Here is a 19,947-nt window from a genome sequence, read left to right as displayed (position 1 = left end):
GCAGCCTTAGCCGGCCTTGGCGCGACATGCGCCTGCGCGCGCGTGCAGCCGGCGGATGGCGTCATCTGTGATGCCAAGCTCATCAAGATGGCGCACCAGCGAATCCAGATAGGCGAAGTTCGGCCCCAGCCCGCCCTCTGCCAGCGCAATCATCCGCGCCGCCTGCTCTTCGGGCAGGTCCGGCATATAGCGGTGGTTGTCCCGGTCCATGACAAAGGCTAGCGCGTCAACCGCGCCCTGCGGCGTCATAACTTCCAGAAACACCGGGCGATAGGCACCGGCAAACATCTCGCGCCGCCACATGAACCGGGTTTCCTGCTCGACCAGCGCGGCCCCGATGCGAAAAACGACGCCGTCGCAATGCCCGCCTTCGTCCAGCGCGGCCATCAGACCGGGCCGCTCATGAGTGCCGCGCCCGCCTTCAAGCCGCATGCAGAAACTGCGCCGCCAGCCGGGCAAGGCACCATAGCGATACTCCTCGACCTGTACCGCCGGATCCCAGATCAGCGAGCCATAGGCAAACACCCACAAATCCTGCCCCAGCCGACCCGACAGCACCGCCTGCCGGTTGGCTTCGCGTTCGTCATGATCCATGCGCCAGCCCGCTGGCCAGCCTTCGGCCTCGGCCTGCAGATCAAGCTCGTCGAACCGCTCCTGGCCAAAGCGCATTTCCGAACTGTCCGGCGGTGTGATCAACCCGCGCAGGGCAGGGGTATGGCGAAAGACATGATGAGCAAAGGGCATGGCGCGATCTAACAAGCTTTGCACCGCAGGGGCCAGAGGTGATTTGACCAACACAGCCCCGGTGCCAACCAATCACGCCATCGCCGCATCAGGCTGCGGGACGGCAGCGACCGCATATCCTGCGTTTAGCGTTTCAAGAACGACTCCCGCTCCAGCACAAGGCTTGTCAGAACGCCAAAGACCAGCCCCCAGAAGGGCGCGCCAATGTTTGCGATGGGCAGGCCCGCAAGGGTCACCAGAAAGGCGACCAGCGCCCCCAGCGGAAAGGACGGACCGAACGAGATCTGGAACGCAGCCTGCAGCGTGCGCAGCAGCGCAAGCCCGGCCAATGTGCTCAGAAAGGCCGTGGGCGTGGCCAGCAGAAGGCTGGTGAACAGCGGTGCGAAGATGCCGAAAACAATGGCCAGACCACCCAGTATGACCGCCGCAATCCAGTGCCGGTTGTTGGGTCCGCCAGACACCAGTATCGCATTGGACGGACCGGTCAGGCAGGTCGACACGCTGCCAAGGAAGGCGGTGACCAGCGAGGCCCCGCCACAGGCCGTGGTTATCGCGCTGACCGGCGGAGCATACCCGGCCGATCGCAGGATGGCGATGCCTTGGGCGTTCTGCGCCGCGATCACCGTGATCGCCAGCGGCACCACCAGTTCCAGCGCCGCCGAAACCGAGAACTGCGGCACATAGAATTTCGGAGCCGCAAAGACCGGCCCGCCCCCGAACCCGGTCGCGCTTTCGCTGCCCTGAAGGAACAGCACCCCAAGCCCGACCACCAGAACCGCGATCATCGGCGGAACAAACCTCTGGACACGCGGCATCGCGGTCAGCACGAAGAACGTTGCCGTCATCGCCGCCACCAGGGCAAGGTCCGTGCCAAAGGCGCGGATCCAGTCCAGTCCGAACTGCACGAAAACGCCCGCCACCATGCCCATGATGATCGGCATGGGCAGCCTATCCATGGCGGCCCTGACCCAACCGGTCAGCCCCAGCACCAACAGCAGAAGCGCGGTCAGCAGATAGGCCCCGATCACCTCGGCAAAGCTCAGCGATTGCAGCGCCGATCCAACCAGAACCGTGCCCGGGATCGTCCAGAAAAACGCAAGCGGCTGGCGAAACGCGACGGACATCCCGATACTCAGCGCCCCGTTCAGCGCAAAGGCCGCAAAGATCCACGAGGCCAGGTCCGTTTCGCTTAGCCCGCCCTTGACCCCGGCACCCAGAATGATCGCCACCGGAGCCGAGGCGGCAAACAGAAAGGCCACGAAGGCATTGACGGTTTCGGTGACTGGCAAGCGCTGCCGCATCGGTTTGCTGGCCTGATCCACCATGTCCTGTCTGTCGCCTTTCTGTGTCAACGCGCCCAAGGGCTGCGATCACACCCTGCGTATCCGGGACGGTCCGGCAGCGTCAAGCGGGCCGGCGCAGGGGTGTTGCGGGTTTGACCATGGGCGCGCTGGTCACGAAACTCTGAATGGTCCGGGCCCCGGTTCGGCTTAGATTGGAACACAGAACACAGGAGGGCGCATGCCAGATCTCTGCCGACGCGGCTTTGTGACCGGAACGCTGGCATTCACCGCGCTGCCACTGCGCGCGCAGTCTGATCCATGGCGGGATGTCGTTTCGCAGGCGCGGGGCCATGATCAATGCAACGCGCTTGTCATTCACATGAATGGCACCGAGGTGGTCTCCGAGGTCTTTCGCGGTCCCGGCATCGGTCGCGCGGTGCCCGTCAAATCGGTGTCCAAAACCATCATCGCCGCGCTGACCGGCGCGGCGCTGGATCGCGGTGAGATCCCGGCGCTGGACACCACCCTCGCCGATATCGCGCCGCAGTTGATCCCACCGGGCGCAGATCCGCGCGTCGCAGCGATCACGGTTGAAAACCTTGTCACCATGCAGGCCGGGCTCGAGCGGACATCAGGTGCCAATTACGGCGGGTGGATCAGCAGCAGAAACTGGGTGGCCGACGCGCTTGCGCGGCCATTCGTGGCCGAGCCCGGAGGCACGATGCTCTATTCCACAGGATCGTTCCACGTGCTGGGCGCGGTGCTCTCCGAGGTCTCGGGGGAAAGCCTGTTGTCGCTGGCCCGCAATCGTCTTGGCCGCCCGCTGGGCATGGACATCCCCGCATGGACACGCGACCCGCAGGGCAGATACCTCGGCGGGAATGAAATGGCGCTCAGCCTGCCCGATATGGTGCGCTTAGGCGAACTCTATCGCCAGGGCGGGACCTGGGCAGGCACGCAGGTGCTCAGCCAGGACTGGGTGACGCGCTCCCTCGTTCCAAGGACGCGCTCGCTGTTCTCTGGGCTCGACTATGGCTATGGCTGGTTTCTCGGACAGGCCGAAGGCGACAGCTATGCGCTGGCCCGGGGCTATGGCGGTCAGGTGATCTGCATCGTGCCAAGCCTTGGTCTGACCATTGCCATCTCCTCGGACCCGACGCGCCCGGCCCGCAGCGGCGGATATTTCGGCGACCTGATGCGACTTGTCGAAGGTGCGATCATCCCGACTGCGCGCAGCCAGGCGGCCTAGCCGTGACCTGCGCCTCTGCGATCACCGTTGAGCATGGACGCACTTGCACAATGATGTTAGCCGTTTTGCAATGACGATCCGCCAAAACATTGAACGCTCGGGACAAGAGCACTCGGCGGATGGTACGCAATAGGGACGGCACGGATGCTGCGGACGGGTTTTCTTTTTCTTGTCGTGGTTTTCACGATGGTCGCTCATGGCGCGCAAGCACAGCAATTTGACGACTGGGAAGAGCCGACCGGCATCAGCCAGTATCTGGAACAAAGCGCCATTCCCGAAACACCCATTGATGTGCAGGTCGGCGTGCGGATCACGCAGATCACCGGCGTCGATCAGAAAGCCGAGAATTTCTCGGTTGTTGCCAAGCTCCACATGGAATGGACGGACCCCGCTCTTGTCGCGTTGCTGAAAGAGGGCCAGACGCACCGAACCATGGTGTCTTCGGAGTTCGTGCGACTTGCCCGCGACACTGGAATCATCGTCCCCGCCTATGTGTTCGAGAACCAGCAGGCGCGCGGCTTCACCAAGCAGTCCACGGTGTTCTGGACAGACGCCGGTGTCGCGCTTCATATCCGCGACGAGATCCTGACCCTGCAGGCTCCGGATTTTGATTTTTCGGACTATCCCTTTGATGAACAAAAGTTTTATGTCCGCGTACGCTCTCTTGCGCCGGTGGAGTTTGTCACGTTTCGACCGCATGAGGACTTCAGCGGGGTGGGTGCGAAGCTGGGCGAAGAGGAATGGGTCATTCAAGACGTCTGGAGCGAGGCAAACCAGATCGAAGGCCCCCTTGGTCTTGTTCACTCGGAATATGTGCTGGGGCTCAGCGCCGATCGCCACCAGATCTATTACTGGTCACGGATCTTTCTGCCGCTTCTGCTGCTGGGAAGCGTGGCATGGGCCAATCTGTTCCTCGAGGATTACCGCCGCCGCATCGACATCGCCAGCGGGAACCTTCTTGCCTTCATCGCTCTCAACTTCACCATATCAAACGAATTGCCGCGGTTGGGCTATCTGACGTTTCTGGATGTGTTCATTGCAGCGATGTTTGTCATGTCTGCGCTTGGTGTGGGCTATAACGTGGCACTGCAGCGTCTGGCAGTTCAGGGGCGTGACGTATTTGCCCGCAGGATGGACTGGCATGTCACGATCTGGGTCTATCCGCTTGTGCATGCCATCATCATCGGGGCCATCATCTTGAGGTTCGATCTCTGAACGGGTCCAATGCGTGTCGATAGCCCGGACCCGGGGCAGCAACAGGACAGGAGTTCACATGACCACAGCTCTGATCATCGGCGCAGGTGCCGGGCTTTCGGCTTCACTGGCGCGTAAACTGGCCGCGCGCGGGCACAAGATCGTTCTGGCCGCCCGCGATATCTCGGATCTTGGGGAACTGGCCGAAGAAACTGGCGCCACCTGCGTGCCCTGCGATGCGCGCGATCGCAACGATATGGCGCGGCTTTTCGAACGGGTGGATGCCACGGGCTCGGCGCTATCCGTCGCCATCTATAATCCCAGCGCGCGGGTACGCGGCCCGATCGACCAGCTTGATCCCGAAGCGGTCGAAAACGCGCTTTTGATCTCGGCCTACGGGGCCTTCCTGATGGCGCATCACGCCTCAAAACGCATGCTGGCCCGGGGCTCCGGCGCGCTGCTGTTCACCGGAGCATCCGCCGGCGTCAAGGGCTTTGCGCAATCCGCGACCTTCGCCATGGGAAAATTCGCCCTGCGCGGCCTGTGCCAGTCCCTTGCCCGCGAACTGCACCCCAAAGGCATTCACATCGGCCATTTCGTCATCGACGGAGGCATCACGAAAACCCCCGATGACAATGCCGGCAACGCGCAGCTTGACCCGGATGCCATCGCGCAAAGCTATCTGCATTTTCTGGATCAACACCCCTCGTCATGGGCCTGGGAAATCGAATTGCGACCCTGGGTCGAAAGGTTCTGAAACTGGCACTATGCAACGCCCCCGGCAGGGCCTAGCGTCGCGGCAATGACACACTCCATCCACGACAGCACCTATTCCTGGACCCGGCTTTGCATCACGCTGGCCATCGGCATGATTGCCAATGTCGGCATGTGGGCTGTCATCGTGGTCATGCCCGCGGTCGAGGTCGAATTCGAGGCGACACGGGCGGCCTCGTCCATGCCCTATACGCTGACGATGATCGGCTTTGCGGTCGGCAACCTGCTGATCGGGCGGCTGGTGGATCGCTTCGGTGTGACGCTGGCGCTGAATGGCGCGGCGCTGATCATCGCGGCCGGGTTCGTTCTGTCCACCTATGCGCCCACGATGATGGTGTTGTCCTTTACCCATTTGTTGCTGGGGCTGGGCACGGCGGTGGGGTTCGGACCGCTGATCGCGGATATCTCCCACTGGTTTCTCAAACGGCGCGGCATCGCCGTCGCGCTGGTGGCCAGCGGCAATTACCTGTCCGGTGCGATCTGGCCGACGCTGCTGGCCGATGTTCTGGCCGATAGCGGCTGGCGGCAGGTCTATCTGATGCTCGCGATCATCGCCGTGCTGGTGATCCCGCCCCTGTCCATGCTGTTGCGCCGTCGCTTGCCCGAAGATGCCCATGGCGTCGCCGAGGCCGCATCCGCCCTGCGCGCCCGCAGCGTCGGTCTCAGCCCCCGCGCCCTGCAATATCTGCTGGGCTTTGCCGGTATCGGCTGCTGCGTGGCGATGTCGATGCCACAGGTTCACATCGTCGCCTATTGCGTCGGGCTGGGCTATGGACCGGCGGTCGGGGCGGAAATGCTTTCGCTGATGCTGATGGGCGGCGTGGTCAGCCGGATCATCTCGGGGCTGGTGGCGGACAAGCTGGGCGGGGTGATGACGCTTCTGATCGGCTCGACGCTGCAATGCATCGCGCTGTTTCTCTACCTGCCCTGGGACGGGATGGTGTCGTTATATGTGATCAGCCTGATGTTCGGCCTCGCACAGGGCGGCATCGTGCCCTCTTATGCGCTGGTGGTGCGCGAATACATGCCCGCCAAAGAGGCCGGTCAGCGTGTGGGTTTCGTGATGATGATGACCATCCTCGGCATGGCCCTGGGCGGATGGATGTCGGGCTGGATCTATGACGTGACCGGCAGCTATCACATGGCTTTCGTCAACGGAATCATCTGGAACGGCCTGAACATCGCGATCATGCTCTGGCTGCTGTCGCGCGGGCGCCCCCGCACACCGGCCGCGCTCGCCGCCTGATCTGTCCGGGCCTGTGTGCCCCTGGCCCGCGCCGCAGCCTCCGGCGGGGATATTTCGGGCAAGATGAAACCAGGACTCAGCCCTGTCCGGCCAGATGGCAGGAGCCCCGTGCCCGCGCCAGCGCGATCTGTTTCTGGCGCTCGCGAAAGCGTTCCTTGTCCTGATCGCTGGTCTGATCAATGCAGTGATGGCAGGACACGCCCGCCTCGTATTGCGGCCGCGTCTTGTCCTGCGGCAGGATCGGGCGGCGGCAGCCATGACAGAGCTCATGCGGGCCTTCCTTCAGCCCGTGACCCACGCTGACCCGGTTGTCGAAGACGAAACAGTCCCCTCTCCAGCGGCTTTCGGCCTCGGGCACGTCCTCGAGGTATTTCAGGATGCCGCCCTTGAGGTGGTAGACGTCCTCAACCCCTTGACCCAAAAGGAAATTCGTTGATTTTTCACAGCGGATTCCGCCGGTGCAGAACATCGCGATCTTCTTGTTGTGAAAGCGCTGCCTGTTGGCCTCCCACCAGGCGGGGAAATCCCGGAAGCTTTCTGTCCGGGGATCGATTGCGCCATCGAATGTGCCGATGGCCACCTCGTAGTCATTGCGCGTGTCGATGACGGCCACTTCGGGGTCGCTGATTAGGGCGTTCCAGTCGCGGGGGTCCACGTAATGTCCGACCCGCGCGCGCGGATCGACATCGGGCTGGCCCATGGTCACGATTTCGCGTTTGAGGCGGACCTTCAGCCGGGGAAAGGGGGCATGATCGGACCAGCTGTCTTTCCATTCAAGATCGCTGCAGCCGGGCAGGGTGCGGATATGATCGATCACGCGGCTCACCCCGTCGGGCGGTCCTGCGATGGTGCCGTTGATCCCTTCCCGCGCCAGCAACAGCGTGCCTTTCACCCCGGCGGCGCAACACAGCTGCGCCAAGGGGGCCTGCAGCGCCTTGGGTTCGTCGAACCGGGTAAAGTGATAAAGGGCGGCAATTCTGAACATATCCGGCGAAATACGCCTGCGGCGCGCGCCAGACAAGACCCTGCATTGACGCGGTGAGGCTTGCGACCTACCCCTGTTGTCAGAAAATGGAGCCCCTCATGACCCATGCCCTTCTGGTGATCGACGTTCAGAATGATTTCTGCCCCGCCGGGGCGCTTGCCGTTGAAGGCGCAGATCAGATCGTGGCGGGGATCAGCGCGCTGATGGACAGCTTTGTCTCTGTCATCCTGACGCAGGACTGGCATCCGGCGGGTCATTCCTCATTTGCCACAAGCCACGCGGGAAAATCCCCCTATGACATGATCGAGATGCCCTATGGCCCTCAGGTTCTGTGGCCCGAGCACTGTGTACAGGGCTCAGAGGGGGCGGCGTTTCACGCCGGGCTGAACGTGACGCGCGCCGATCTGATCATCCGAAAGGGGTTCAACCCTGCCATCGACAGCTATTCGGCGTTTTTCGAGAATGATCACAGCACGGCCACCGGGCTTGACGGCTATCTGCGCAGCCGCGGGATCACCGATCTGACGCTGGTCGGGCTCGCCACGGATTTCTGCGTCGCCTATTCGGCTGTTGATGCCGCAGCGCTGGGGTTTTCGGTAACGCTGCGCCAGGAGCTGTGCCGCGCGATCGATCTGAACGGGTCTCTGGCCAAGGCCGTTGAGGACATGCGCAGCGCCGGGGTTCACCTGACCTGAGCACGGTTGCGAATTCTTAAGGGATTAGCTGCATCCTGCCGCCACAGGCAAGGATGAGGGTACAGGGTGAGCGTTCACACCCCCGGGCAAAGCGTCACCGCTCTTGATCGGGCACGGGCCAGATACAGCCGCGAAGAGCTGCTGATCCGCTATGCGCGCGGACGCATCCGCCATGTCTGGATGCGTCAGTCGATGACGGGTCTGGGCGGGATCGTGTTGTGGTTCTCCAACGGGCCGACCTATGCCATTGCCGCCATGCTGCTGGCCGCGCTGGGTGAACTGGTCGATTGCCTGTGCCTGCATCACATCTTGCGCAGCTTGCGCCAGACCAGGGCGCTTCGGCGCGCCTATCTGCTCAGCACGCTGAGCGGGACGTTTCAGGCCCTGACCATCGCGGCCTGTGTGGCGATTGGATGGTTCGGGCCTGTCAGCCATTCCGCGCCGCTGTTTGCGCTGTCGTTTCTGCTGGGCACGGCCATGAATGCCGGTCTGCTGCTGCCCTATCATCCGGCCTCGGGCAAGGCGCGCCTGACGGTCTATGGGCTGACCCTGATCGGCCTTTTGCTCAGCGAGGTGATTCTGCGCACCCATGACAAACCGGGTTTCGCGCTGAATGTCGGTGGCGCGACGATGCTTGTCTATATGGTCGCGGCCTTCCTGGTCTTCGTGAACGGCAGCTTTGCAAGGAACCGCAAGAAAAGCCTTGATATGACCCGGCGCAGCATGGAACTGGCGCAGGCCAATGACCAGCTTGTCGCCCGCGAGCGGGAGCTGAAGCGGCTGTCTCTTGTTGCGCGCCATGCCAATGATGCGGTGTTGCTGAGCGATCCCAAAGGCCGCACCACCTGGGTCAATGAGGCCTTCATGCGGGCCACCGGCCTCACCGCGGATGACATCCTTGGCAAACGACCCGGAGAGGTTCTGGATTTCACCGCCACCGATCCCGAGGTGCTGAGCGCGATCCGCGACAGCGCGCTGCAGGGGCGCGCCTTTCTGGGCGAAATCCGCTTTGCCCGCAGGGATGGAACCGTGCTCTGTCACGAGGTCAACCAGGTGCCGGTCCTGAACCAAGAGGGCGCGGTTGAGACCCTGGTCGCCGTCAGCCGCGATGTGACCGAGGCCAAGATCCGCGAGAAGGAACTGTTGGCCGCCAAACGCGCCAGCGAAGACAGCGCGCGCGCCAAGGCCGAATTTCTTGCCACGATGAGCCATGAGATCAGAACCCCGATGAATGGGATCATCGGTATGTCCGACCTGCTGATGGACACGCCGCTGGACAGTGACCAGAGGCTATATGCGGACACGATCCGGGGATCTGCACAGGGTCTGTTGGCGATCATCAACGATATCCTTGATCTGTCGAAACTGGATGCCGGCAAGATGTCCCTTGCGCCGGTGGATTTCGATCTGACCGCCTGCCTGACAAACACGGTGCAGCTTCTTGCGCCTCAGGCCGAAGCCAAGGGGATCCTGCTGCGCCTTGATCTGCCCGCCGATCTGCCCGCCCGCGTGCATGGCGATGATCTGCGCCTGCGTCAGATCCTGCTCAACCTGATCGGCAATGCGGTGAAATTCACCGAAGAAGGTGCGGTGCGCGTGGGTATCACGATGCAGCCTGACGGTGATCAGCACCGGCTTTCGGTCGCGGTCGAGGACACCGGGATCGGCATCGCGCCCGCGCATCTTGGCCAGGTGTTCGAAAGGTTCTCTCAGGCCGAAGCCAGCACCACGCGCCGGTTTGGCGGTACCGGGCTTGGCCTGACCATCTCGAAACTGCTGGCCAAAGCGATGGGCGGGGATATCACCGTCACGTCGCAACCGGGCAAGGGATCCTGCTTTACGCTGACGCTGTGCCTGTCTGCTGCGCAGTCGGACGAGCCATCCGATACCACCGGGGCGCAGGCCGGGGATCTCATCGCGCAGATCAAGGGCCTGCGTGTTCTGGTTGCGGAAGACAACCGCGTGAACCGCATCGTGATCGAGAAATTCCTGGCCGATACCGGGATCAAGCTGGCCTTTGCCACCAATGGTGCCGAGGCCGTCGCGCAGACCCAAAGCTTTGCGCCAGATTTTGTCTTCATGGACATGTCGATGCCGGTGATGGACGGGATCCAGGCAACGCGCCATATCCGCGCCACGCCCGGCCCCCAGCCGGTCATCGTGGCGCTGACGGCCAATGCCTTTGCAACCGACCGGGCCAAATGCCTGCGCGCGGGCATGGACGGGTTCCTGTCCAAACCCGTGCGCCGTCATGATATTCTGACCTCCCTCGCGCGTCCGCGTCACGGCCTGCCGTGATTTTCACCTTGGCGCGCCCCGCCGCCCTGGCGTATCAAACCCCGACGCTGTTGCAGGAGACGCCCTATGGACCTCGCCACCCGGGTCTGGAACCACAAATGGAAAATCGACCCGATCGTGCGCTCTCTGATCGACACGGATTTCTACAAGCTGCTGATGTGCCAGTCGGTGTTCCGCAACCGGCCCGACACGCAGGTCACCTTTTCGCTGATCAACCGCTCGACCCATATCCCGCTGGCGCGGCTGATTGACGAGGGGGAGCTGCGCGAACAACTTGACCATATCCGCTCCTTGTCCCTGCGCCGCGGGGAATCCACCTGGCTCAGGGGCAACACCTTTTATGGCAAACGCCAGATGTTCCGCCCCGACTTCATGGAGTGGTTCGAAAACCTGCGCCTGCCGCCCTATCACCTGGAACGCGTGGGGGATCAGTATGAGCTGACCTTCGAAGGCGCGTGGCCCGAGGTCATGATGTGGGAAATCCCCGCGCTTGCCGTGCTGATGGAACTGCGTGGCCGCGCCGTGCTCAATGACATGGGGCGGTTCGAACTCGAAGTGCTCTATGCCCGCGCCATGACCAAACTCTGGGAAAAGGTCGAGCGTCTGAAAACCGTCCCTCATCTGCGGATCGCTGACTTCGGCACCCGCCGGCGTCACTCGTTCCTCTGGCAGGACTGGTGTGTTCAGGCGATGGTCGAGGGGTTGGGCGACAGTTTCGTGGGCACCTCGAATTGCCTGATCGCCAAGAACCGCGATCTCGAGGCGATCGGCACCAATGCCCATGAACTGCCCATGGTTTATGCCGCCCTTGCCGACACCGACGCCGCCCTTGCGCGCGCGCCCTATGATGTGTTGTCGGACTGGCACGAAGAACATGACGGCAACCTGCGCATCATTCTGCCCGACACCTATGGCACAAGTGGATTTCTGGAAAACGCACCGGACTGGCTGACCAAATGGACGGGCATACGCATCGATTCAGGCGATCCCGCCCAGGGGGCCGAAGAGGCCATCCGCTGGTGGCAATCGCGCGGCGAGGACCCAAGGGAAAAGCTGGTGATCTTTTCCGACGGTCTGGATGTGGACAAGATCATGGAGCTGTCGGCGCAATTCGCGGGCCGCGTGAAAGTGTCCTTCGGCTGGGGCACCCTGCTGACCAATGATTTCCGCGGACTGACCCCGGATGACCGCCTCGCCCCGTTCTCCCTGGTGTGCAAGGCGGTCTCGGCCAATGGCCGCCCCACGGTCAAGCTCTCGGACAACCCGGTCAAGGCGATGGGACCAGAGGCCGAGATTGCCCGGTACAAACGCGTGTTCGGGGTGGGAGAGCAGGAGAGAAGGGAAGTGGTGGTTTAGGCAACTACCAGTGCCAGTCAGTTGACACCCCACCCTACTCCTCGACACTCCCGCGCATGGCCTTGACCTCGCCCCGCACCTTCTTGGCCTTCAACCGCCGCTCGATCGAGCCCCGCGTCGGTTTGGTCGCACGTCGTGACTTGGGCACCACCAGAGCCTGCCGGATCAGCTCCACCAACCGCTCCCGCGCGATCTCGCGGTTGCGCGCCTGTGACCGGGTCTCGTCGCATTGGATCACCAGCGCGCCCTCTTTCGTCCAGCGCCGGCCGGCCAGCCGGCGCAGTCTTCGTTTCACAGGATCGGGCAGGGAGGGCGAGCGTTCGGCCTCAAACCGCAATTCGACCGCCGAGGAGACCTTGTTGACGTTCTGCCCGCCGGGACCCGAGGCGCGGACGAATTGCTCGGTCAGCTCCCAATCCAGGATCGCGATCGTGTCGTTAATCCGCAGCATCATGCCCTCGGTCGTATGTACGCCATGTGTACAGGTTGTGTACGCATTGTGCATGGCAGTTTCCCACGAAAAAGGGCCGCCCGGAAGAGCGGCCCTTTCGAAAGTTTCAGGAGGGGATTCCGGTTAGATCGAAATCACCGTGGGCGATTCTGAACCGCCAAGGGTTGCCTTAGCTGGCGACCTCCCACGTTGTCCCGACTCCACTCTCCAACATCTTTCTTGACACTGGATCACCTCCTTCCGTTTTGTTGAACCTGCCTCAAACCTTGCACAGTTATCCACAGGTGCCAAACAAAATCGTCAGGCCAGCGACGTGTGTTTATCAAGCCGCACAACAATCAGGCGGAACGGGATCAGCGCGATCAGGGCAAGCGACAGTTTCACCCCCCAGTCCGCCACCGCCAGCGATACCCAGAGCGGGACCGCGGGTCCGACACCCAGAAGCGGCAGAACCTCATTGGCCCAGGCCACATCGGTCTCGGGATGGATCCAGGCCAGAGCATCCGAAAACGCGATCGAGAAGAAGATCGCCGTGTCGACGGTTGCGCCGATTACCGTTGAAAACAAGGGTGCCAGCCACCATGCGCGGTTGCGCAGCGCCGAAAAGATGCTGACGTCCAGCAGCTGGGCCGTAAGGAATGCCAGACCCGATCCGATGGCGATCCGGAAGGTAACGAGAGGGCCGTATTCTCCCATGATCTGCGTGCCCACCAACGAGCAGAACACGCCGACCAGAAAGCCGACGAATACCACGGTGCGGGCAGGCCCCGCGCCATAGATGCGGTTCATCAGGTCGGTGACCAGGAAGGCCAGAGGATAGGTGAAGGCACCCCATGTCAGCCAGTTTTCAAACAGGAACTGCACCAGGATGTTGGAGGCGACGACAATGGCCGCCATGGCAATGATGCCGGGAAGATGTGCGCGTGTCATATCGGTTTCCGTTTTGACAAGGTTGCGGAGACTTGGCCCAATCGGGGACAGCCGCGCACCTAACGGCTCCCGCAGGCCGGCGCAAGTCATTCCGTCAGAACAAATTCCACGATCTGCGTCCGCATCACCGGCAAGAAATTATTGTCCGACACCATCGTCGCCCGCATCCGATTGTCCTTATCCCGCCAGAGCGACAAGCCTTCCAGATTTCCGAATTCCCCTGCGCGGGTGGTCAGCAGAATGGCTTCATCCGTTGCACTCTCTGCGTCCGCCTCCCAGCGTCGCAAGCGCGACTGAAACCCAAGGAATGTCAGGCGCCGTTCCAACAGGTAAAGCCGCCCGTCCGGCCCAAAGTCCGCAGCGACCACAAGAAACCCATTGCGCGGGCGCAGGTGATAGGGCCGGCTCCATGCGGCCCCATCCCAATGCCAGACCGGAAATCCCTGCCTGAGAGAGCGCGGCCTCTCGGGCAGCGTATAGAGATGACCCTTGCGATCAATAGCCAGAGCCTCAAGCCCGGTGTTTGCGCCAAACGCCTCAAAGGCCCGCGGGGTCGGGACAGCGGTTTGCGCACCCGTCGTTTGATCGTATCGCTGAATGCGCTGATCCTGTTCATAAGAGACATAGATCGCGCCATCCGCACCGATGGCGATCCCTTCGCTGTCATAGCCGACCTTTGACGGACGGGTCCCACTGAACAGCGCTGTTTCAGCGGTCACCACAGCATCGGTGATCACATCGCCGTCGCGCTCAAGCCGCAGGCTCAAAATGCTTCCCCTGTCCACCAGAACCACGGCAGTACGACCCATCTCGCCGATGGTAATCGCCGACAGCCCGCCCACCCCTCGGGGCGGGTTCTGCCAGGTAAAGGCCGTCACCAATCGCGCACCTTCAGCGAGCGGCAGAACCGGGCGCAAAAAGATGAGCGAGGCGAGAGCGATTACTGCGAGCGCAGAACCGAGACGCATTGCTGTGGCAAATCAGACAGAACCAGCTCGCGCCGGGGTTGGCGCGGTGTTTTCGGCGCGTTGGGGTCAGGCGGAGGAGGGTTGAGAATGTTGTTGACCCATTGCTGCGCATCCGCACAGCCATCTCCCCTGGGGATCGGATCCTGATCCACGCAATCGCGCATTCCTTTCGGACAATTCAGTCGCACGTGGAAATGATAATGATGTCCCCACCAGGGCCGGATCTTGCGCAGCCATGCCCTGTTGCCCTTTTCGTCGTTGCACATCTGCACCTTGGCACCGGGAAAGACAAAGATCCGCGCCACGCGGGGATCCTTGGCCGCCTCTTTCATGATGCGATGATGGGCGCGGCTCCAATTGTCGTTGACAAAAGCCCCTTCGGCCCGGCGCAGGGACACTGACGAGATGTTTTCACGCTGCGCCTTGCTGAGTTTCAGGTTTGCGGCCGGAAGCATCCAGATATCAATATCCAGACCGATCTGGTGGCTGCGATGCCCTGTCAGCATCGGACCGCCGCGCGGCTGGCTGATGTCTCCTATGTACAGACCTGCCCAGCCCGGTTGCTGGGCGGCGAACTTGCTCAGATCCTTGATGAACTCAATCGTTTCAGGATGGCCCCAGTTGCGGTTTCTGCTCAGCCGCATTGCCTGCCAAGTCGGTCCTGTTTCTGGCAATTGCATGGCCCCGGCAACGCATCCCTTGGCATAGCTGCCCAAAGGCGCGGGTGCCTGCGCTGATCCGGTTTTCTGTGCGCCAAATTGTTGTTTCGCCAAGGGCTCGGCTGCCAGCGGTGTTGTCAGCGTCAGGCTCAAGCCCAGAGCTGCGATCAGGCGTATGAGTGTCATGTCTCGGGCTCTCCATCCGGTTTCACCCAGAGTAACAGAAATAGACCCAAAGCGAAAAGGAACACCAGCGGAGTCACGCCCAATCTCTGGCTGCCCGTTATGTCCGACACCAGTGCGATCAGCGCGGGTGCCAGGAAAGACGTCGCTTTGCCCGACAGCGCATACAGCCCGAAGGCTTCGGTCATACGTTCCGGGTTGCCCTGGCGCGTCAGCATGTTGCGGCTTGAGCTTTGCAGAACCCCGCCCGCTGCCCCGATCAGGATACCGGCCAGATAGAACATCTGGTCAGGCAGGGCCGAGCCGTCCTCGACCGCGAACCAAAGCACCGAAGTCGGAGTCAGCGAGATGATCAGAAGGGCCGTCAGCATCATGATCAGGCAACAGGCGACAATCACGGGTTTTGGTCCGATGGCGCGGTCGATATAGCCCGCGATCCAACAGAAGATCGCGCCGCTCAGCGCGGCAGAAATCCCGAATATTCCGATCTGAGTGATCGACCAGCCCAGGACTCCGACGGCGTAGATGCCACCAAAGGTATACATCCCGTTCAACGCGTCACGATAGAACATGGACGAGCCCAGATAGGCCAGAAGGCTGGGATTGCCCGGCAGGTTCTTCAGCGTTTGCACCAGGTCGGTTACGCCTTTGCCAAAGCGATACTTGAGCCTTGGTTCGTTCTTTTCATCCCGCACCCATAGGAAAAACGGGATCATGAAGACCAAAAACCACATCGCTGTCAGGGGCCCCACGATCCGGGTATCGGCCTTGGTCGCGCTGTCCAGCCCGAACAATGGAGACAGTCCCGCCATCGTCTTGCCGCTTGCCCCGGCCTGAAACAGCATGAGCATGATGATCAGCGCCACGACACCGCCAACATAGCCGAAGGCCCAGCCAGAGCCGGAAATGCGTCCAAGCTCTTTCTTTGGTCCCATCGAGGGCAGGTAGGAATTCGTGAAGATCGTCGCAAACTCCATACCGATCATGCCGATCCCGAAAAACGCCAGCACCAGAACCGGGTTGAAGGCTTCGGGCGCGCTCCACCAGGTGCCCATCGCGCCGATGAAATACAGGATGGAAAACAGCCAGATCCAGGGCATCCGTTTGCCTGTGCTGTCCGCAACCGAACCCAGAACGGGCGCAAGCACGGCGATCAGGATACCGGTCACCGTCAACCCATAGCCCCACCACGCCTGGGCCTGCGCCGCTGCGGCCTGCTGGGTCATGCCATCGCTCATCAATTGGGCCGTCGCGGTCTGAGCAAAATACGGGCCAAAGATGAAGGTCAGCATCAACGTGTTGTAGGGTTGGCTGGCCCAGTCAAAAAAGTACCAGCCCCAGATCCGTTTGCGGATCGAAATGCCCTGAACCATGCCGGGATGCGCCGTGTCTGCCATCGTGCCCTCGCGTTTCATGCAGATGAGACACGGGAATTGTAACAGGGGCAAGTTTTTCCTTGATGCGACGATGGGCATGCGCCCTTGCCAAGACTTGCCCTTTTGCACTGTCAGGCTTAGGTCACTGTTAGTTTTTCCAAGGAGCCTAACGCCCATGCTCGCCATTTACGGTCCGCTGCAACTGATCCTCAGCGTCGTCTACTTTGTGATGATCGTGCATATCATCATGAGCTGGTTGATCAATTTTCAGGTTCTCAACCTGCATCAGCCGATTGTTTCGCAGATCTGGAACGGGCTGAATCGCCTGCTTGAGCCGATTTACGAACCCATCCGCCGTATCCTGCCGGACACGCGACCTCTGGACCTTGCGCCGCTTGTGGCTCTGATTGTCGTGATCTCGCTCAGGGCCTATGTGCTGCCGGTGATTTTCGGTTTTGCCTGATCTGATCTTGTTCACGGAATCTTAGTGTGGGACAGTCACCCGTAAGAGCAGTTTTATAAGAACTTACAGGGTTTGCCCGATGCCGCCTGCCGCCACGCTGTTGCGCGACGTGTTTGGATTCGATGCCTTCCGCCCCGGGCAGGAAGAGATCGTTGACGCCGTTTGCGCGAATGAAAACGTGCTGGCCATCATGCCAACAGGTGGCGGTAAGTCTTTGTGTTTTCAATTGCCTGCGCTGATGCGCGATGGCGTGACGGTGGTGATTTCCCCGCTGATCGCGCTGATGCGGGATCAGGTGCGCGCCTTGCAAGAGGCAGGTGTGGCCGCCGGTGCTCTGACATCCGGCAACACGCAAGAAGAGACAGACGCCGTCTGGCAAGCCCTGGAAGAAGGGCGGCTCAAGCTGCTCTACATCGCGCCCGAGCGTCTGGCGGCCGGTTCTTGCGTAAGCATGCTGCGCCGCATCGGGGTGACGCTGATTGCCGTCGATGAGGCGCATTGCGTCAGCCAGTGGGGACATGACTTCCGCCCGGATTATCTGCGCATTGGAGCGCTGCGCCGTAGCCTGAATGTGCCGCTGGCCGCCTTCACGGCGACGGCAGATGCCGAAACACAGTCCGAAATCATCCAGAAACTGTTTGACGCAGAGCCGCCGCGCGCCTTTCTGCGTGGTTTTGATCGCCCCAATCTGCATCTGGCATTTGCCGCCAAGAACACGCCGCGTACTCAGATCCTGAATTTTGCCGCGGCCCGGCGCGGTCAGTCCGGCATCGTGTATTGCGGGACCCGCGCCAAGTCCGAAACTCTGGCCAAGGCGCTGCGCGATGATGGCCACAGCGCCTGCCATTATCACGGCGGGATGGAGGCAGAGGACCGGCGCATTACCGAACGCCGATTTCAGCAGGAAGATGGCCTGATCGTTGTGGCCACGGTCGCCTTTGGTATGGGCGTGGACAAGCCCGATATCCGCTGGGTCGCCCATGCCGATCTGCCCAAATCGATCGAGTCCTATTATCAGGAAATCGGCCGGGCCGGACGCGATGGCGCACCTGCGGAAACGCTTACGCTGTTTGGTCCCGAAGACATCCGCCTGCGCCGCTCTCAGATTGACGAGGGGCTGGCGCCGCCAGAACGCCGTATGGCCGATCACGCACGTCTGAACGCGCTTCTAGGTCTGGCCGAAGCGCTGGATTGCCGCCGCAAGACCTTGCTGGGGTATTTCGGCGAAACCGAGGTGCCTTGCGGGCGCTGTGACCTGTGTGACAGCCCGGTCGAGACGTTTGACGGCACAACACCGGTACGCATGGCCCTGTCCGCCATCCTGCGCACGGAAGAATGGTTCGGCTCGGGTCACTTGATCGACATTCTGACAGGAACAGTGACAGACAAGGTGCGGGCACGGGGTCATGACGATCTGCCCACTTTTGCTGTGGGTACGGAGTATGACCGCCGGCAGTGGCAGGCGATCTTCCGGCAGATGATGGGCCATGACCTGATCCGCCCCGATCCCGAGCGTCACGGCGCGTTGCGGATGACCGAGGCGGCCCGTCCGATCCTGAAAGGCGAGGCGCATATCACCCTGCGGCGCGACAGCATCGCCAAAGCCACGCGCCATCCCGTCGTCAAAATGCTGGTCTCGGAAGAAGACGCGCCACTGTTATCCGCGCTCAAGGCCAAGCGCCGCGCGCTGGCCGAGGCTGCCAAGGTACCCGCCTATGTGATTTTTCCCGATCGCACCCTGATCGAAATGGCGGAAACGCGCCCGCAATCCATCGACGATATGGCACGGATCGGCGGGGTCGGGGCCAAGAAGCTGGACCGCTATGGCAGAACGTTCCTTGAGGTGATTGCAGGTGACACTCCCTCCCTGCACCCGATGCGGCAAAAACTGGCCGGGCGTCAGGCGGGCTCGCTTTATGATCGCCTGCTCGAAGTTCAGGCTGATCTGGCGCGAGGTGAGACAGGAGTGGACAAACCGCTCAGTTGCTCGGCCTCTTTGCTGGCCAAGGTGGCGCAGATCCGACCTGACGATGAACAGGGCCTTGAACGGCTGCTTGGCGAACGCCGCACGGAGCGCTTCGGCGCGGCGTTTCTGGACGTTCTGCGCGAGGCGAGCTAGATCGTGTCGGGCAATCGAACCTAGGGGGAATACATGCTGGTCGTCATATCACCTGCCAAGCGTCTGGATTGGGCCGAGCGCGAAACATCCGTGACGCAACCGGATTTTCAGGCGGATGCGATCCGCCTGGCCAAGACCGCGCGCAATCTCACTCTGGAAGATCTTCAGAAGCTGATGGATATCAGCCCCGATCTGGCCAAGCTGAACCGCGACCGTTTCCGCGATTTTGCCGAGGAACCGGCCGCCGACGGCGTGAGACCTGCCGCGCTTGCCTTTGCCGGCGATACCTATCAGGGGCTTGAGGCGGGATCGCTGGATACCGATGAGATGATGTGGGCGCAGGACCACCTGCGCATTCTGTCGGGCCTTTACGGTGTGCTGCGACCGCTGGATGCGATCCAGCCCTATCGTCTGGAAATGGGCAGCCGCCTCAAGACTCGCCGTGGCACATCGCTCTATCAGTATTGGGGCGATCAGATCGCAGAGGCGCTGAATGCGCAGGGTGCTGCCACGGGCGCGCAGGTTCTGGTGAACTGTGCAAGCCAGGAATACTTTGGCGCGGTCAAGCCTGATGCGCTCAAGTTGCGCGTGATCACACCCGTGTTCATGGAAGAGAAAGACAAAGGTCCGAAAATCGTCAGCTTTTTTGCCAAGAAAGCCCGCGGGGCGATGGCGCGGTTCATTGTCCAGCGGCGCCTGACCGATCCGGCTGCGCTGTCGGATTTCGATATAGGTGGGTATGAGTTCCGCCCGGATCTGTCGCAAGAGGACAAGCCGGTGTTTGTTCGCCCGCAGGCTGCAGCGCTCAAGGCAGCGTCGTAAGGCCCACCACTCGAGAGTTTCAGCCGCCCGGCAGCGGGGGCAAAACCCCGTCTGGTTCATTCAGCGAGATCTGCTCCAGTATCACGTCCTTGCGCAGGGGTTTCGTGAGGCACGTGTCGACACCTGCCTCACGTATTTGGGCCTGTTCGCTG

Annotated in this window: 18 protein-coding genes; 10 read left to right on the top strand and 8 right to left on the bottom strand. The window is 61.7% G+C overall.

What is annotated here, in order from left to right; genetic code table 11:
- Positions 1-6: 6 nt before the first annotated feature.
- Positions 7-744, bottom strand: coding sequence for a gamma-glutamylcyclotransferase (locus WAO69_RS01795; RefSeq protein WP_422176134.1), 738 nt, complete (start codon positions 742-744; stop codon positions 7-9).
- A 125-nt stretch (positions 745-869) separates the two neighbouring features.
- A complete protein-coding gene (locus WAO69_RS01790; RefSeq protein WP_422176132.1) occupies positions 870-2,069 on the bottom strand; it encodes a benzoate/H(+) symporter BenE family transporter in 1,200 nt (399 codons plus the stop codon).
- 196 nt (positions 2,070-2,265) lie between these two features.
- Here WAO69_RS01790 and WAO69_RS01785 point away from each other — a divergent pair, with 196 nt between their 5' ends.
- The 4 genes from WAO69_RS01785 to WAO69_RS01770 all read left to right on the top strand — a co-directional run bounded on the left by WAO69_RS01785 (position 2,266) and on the right by WAO69_RS01770 (position 6,490).
- Positions 2,266-3,276 (top strand): serine hydrolase domain-containing protein, encoded by a 1,011-nt coding sequence (locus tag WAO69_RS01785; protein WP_422176130.1) that lies wholly within the window; start codon positions 2,266-2,268, stop codon positions 3,274-3,276.
- Between the two features lie 144 nt (positions 3,277-3,420).
- The gene (locus tag WAO69_RS01780) at positions 3,421-4,491 is read left to right on the top strand and encodes a hypothetical protein (RefSeq protein WP_422176128.1); all 1,071 of its coding nucleotides are present in this window, start codon (positions 3,421-3,423) and stop codon (positions 4,489-4,491) included.
- 58 nt (positions 4,492-4,549) lie between these two features.
- Positions 4,550-5,227 (top strand): SDR family NAD(P)-dependent oxidoreductase, encoded by a 678-nt coding sequence (locus tag WAO69_RS01775; RefSeq protein WP_422176126.1) that lies wholly within the window; start codon positions 4,550-4,552, stop codon positions 5,225-5,227.
- 45 nt (positions 5,228-5,272) lie between these two features.
- The gene (locus WAO69_RS01770; protein WP_422176124.1) at positions 5,273-6,490 is read left to right on the top strand and encodes a CynX/NimT family MFS transporter; all 1,218 of its coding nucleotides are present in this window, start codon (positions 5,273-5,275) and stop codon (positions 6,488-6,490) included.
- Positions 6,491-6,566: 76 nt separating this feature from the next.
- Here the strand turns inward: WAO69_RS01770 and WAO69_RS01765 are convergent, their stop codons facing one another.
- Positions 6,567-7,475: a rhodanese-related sulfurtransferase gene (locus WAO69_RS01765; RefSeq protein WP_422176122.1), complete on the bottom strand. Its 909-nt coding sequence runs from the start codon at positions 7,473-7,475 to the stop codon at positions 6,567-6,569.
- Between the two features lie 98 nt (positions 7,476-7,573).
- Here WAO69_RS01765 and pncA point away from each other — a divergent pair, with 98 nt between their 5' ends.
- The 3 genes from pncA (at position 7,574) to pncB (ending at position 11,824) form a co-directional block, all read left to right on the top strand.
- A complete protein-coding gene (gene pncA, locus WAO69_RS01760; protein ID WP_422176120.1) occupies positions 7,574-8,170 on the top strand; it encodes a bifunctional nicotinamidase/pyrazinamidase in 597 nt (198 codons plus the stop codon).
- Positions 8,171-8,236: 66 nt separating this feature from the next.
- The gene (locus WAO69_RS01755) at positions 8,237-10,468 is read left to right on the top strand and encodes an ATP-binding protein (RefSeq protein ID WP_422176117.1); all 2,232 of its coding nucleotides are present in this window, start codon (positions 8,237-8,239) and stop codon (positions 10,466-10,468) included.
- Positions 10,469-10,534: 66 nt separating this feature from the next.
- Positions 10,535-11,824 carry a nicotinate phosphoribosyltransferase gene (gene pncB, locus WAO69_RS01750; protein ID WP_422176115.1) on the top strand — a complete coding sequence of 430 codons (1,290 nt, stop codon included), beginning with the start codon at positions 10,535-10,537 and terminating at the stop codon, positions 11,822-11,824.
- Positions 11,825-11,858: 34 nt separating this feature from the next.
- Here pncB and arfB read toward each other — a convergent pair whose 3' ends face one another.
- From arfB to WAO69_RS01725, 5 genes are all read right to left on the bottom strand, one after another.
- The gene (gene arfB, locus WAO69_RS01745) at positions 11,859-12,275 is read right to left on the bottom strand and encodes an alternative ribosome rescue aminoacyl-tRNA hydrolase ArfB (RefSeq protein WP_422176208.1); all 417 of its coding nucleotides are present in this window, start codon (positions 12,273-12,275) and stop codon (positions 11,859-11,861) included.
- A gap of 300 nt (positions 12,276-12,575) precedes the next feature.
- A complete protein-coding gene (locus WAO69_RS01740; protein WP_422176113.1) occupies positions 12,576-13,205 on the bottom strand; it encodes a queuosine precursor transporter in 630 nt (209 codons plus the stop codon).
- Positions 13,206-13,291: 86 nt separating this feature from the next.
- Positions 13,292-14,173: an esterase-like activity of phytase family protein gene (locus tag WAO69_RS01735; protein ID WP_422176111.1), complete on the bottom strand. Its 882-nt coding sequence runs from the start codon at positions 14,171-14,173 to the stop codon at positions 13,292-13,294.
- Positions 14,146-15,018, bottom strand: a complete 873-nt coding sequence (gene mepA / locus WAO69_RS01730) for a penicillin-insensitive murein endopeptidase (RefSeq protein ID WP_422176109.1) — start codon at positions 15,016-15,018, stop codon at positions 14,146-14,148. The genes WAO69_RS01735 and mepA overlap by 28 nt, the downstream gene beginning before the upstream one ends.
- A complete protein-coding gene (locus WAO69_RS01725) occupies positions 15,015-16,430 on the bottom strand; it encodes an MFS transporter (RefSeq protein WP_422176107.1) in 1,416 nt (471 codons plus the stop codon). Before WAO69_RS01725 ends, mepA begins: the two co-directional genes overlap by 4 nt.
- A gap of 136 nt (positions 16,431-16,566) precedes the next feature.
- Here WAO69_RS01725 and WAO69_RS01720 point away from each other — a divergent pair, with 136 nt between their 5' ends.
- The 3 genes from WAO69_RS01720 to yaaA all read left to right on the top strand — a co-directional run bounded on the left by WAO69_RS01720 (position 16,567) and on the right by yaaA (position 19,795).
- Positions 16,567-16,854, top strand: coding sequence for a YggT family protein (locus WAO69_RS01720; RefSeq protein ID WP_422176105.1), 288 nt, complete (start codon positions 16,567-16,569; stop codon positions 16,852-16,854).
- 79 nt (positions 16,855-16,933) lie between these two features.
- Positions 16,934-18,973, top strand: a complete 2,040-nt coding sequence (recQ, locus tag WAO69_RS01715; protein ID WP_422176103.1) for a DNA helicase RecQ — start codon at positions 16,934-16,936, stop codon at positions 18,971-18,973.
- Positions 18,974-19,006: 33 nt separating this feature from the next.
- Positions 19,007-19,795, top strand: coding sequence for a peroxide stress protein YaaA (gene yaaA, locus WAO69_RS01710; RefSeq protein WP_422176101.1), 789 nt, complete (start codon positions 19,007-19,009; stop codon positions 19,793-19,795).
- Positions 19,796-19,947: the final 152 nt, after the last annotated feature.

This window comes from Aestuariivita sp. (genome assembly GCF_049276915.1).
In the GTDB taxonomy this organism is placed as follows: Bacteria; Pseudomonadota; Alphaproteobacteria; order Rhodobacterales; family Rhodobacteraceae; genus Aestuariivita.
This window is presented reverse-complemented; position numbering and strand designations above follow the sequence as displayed.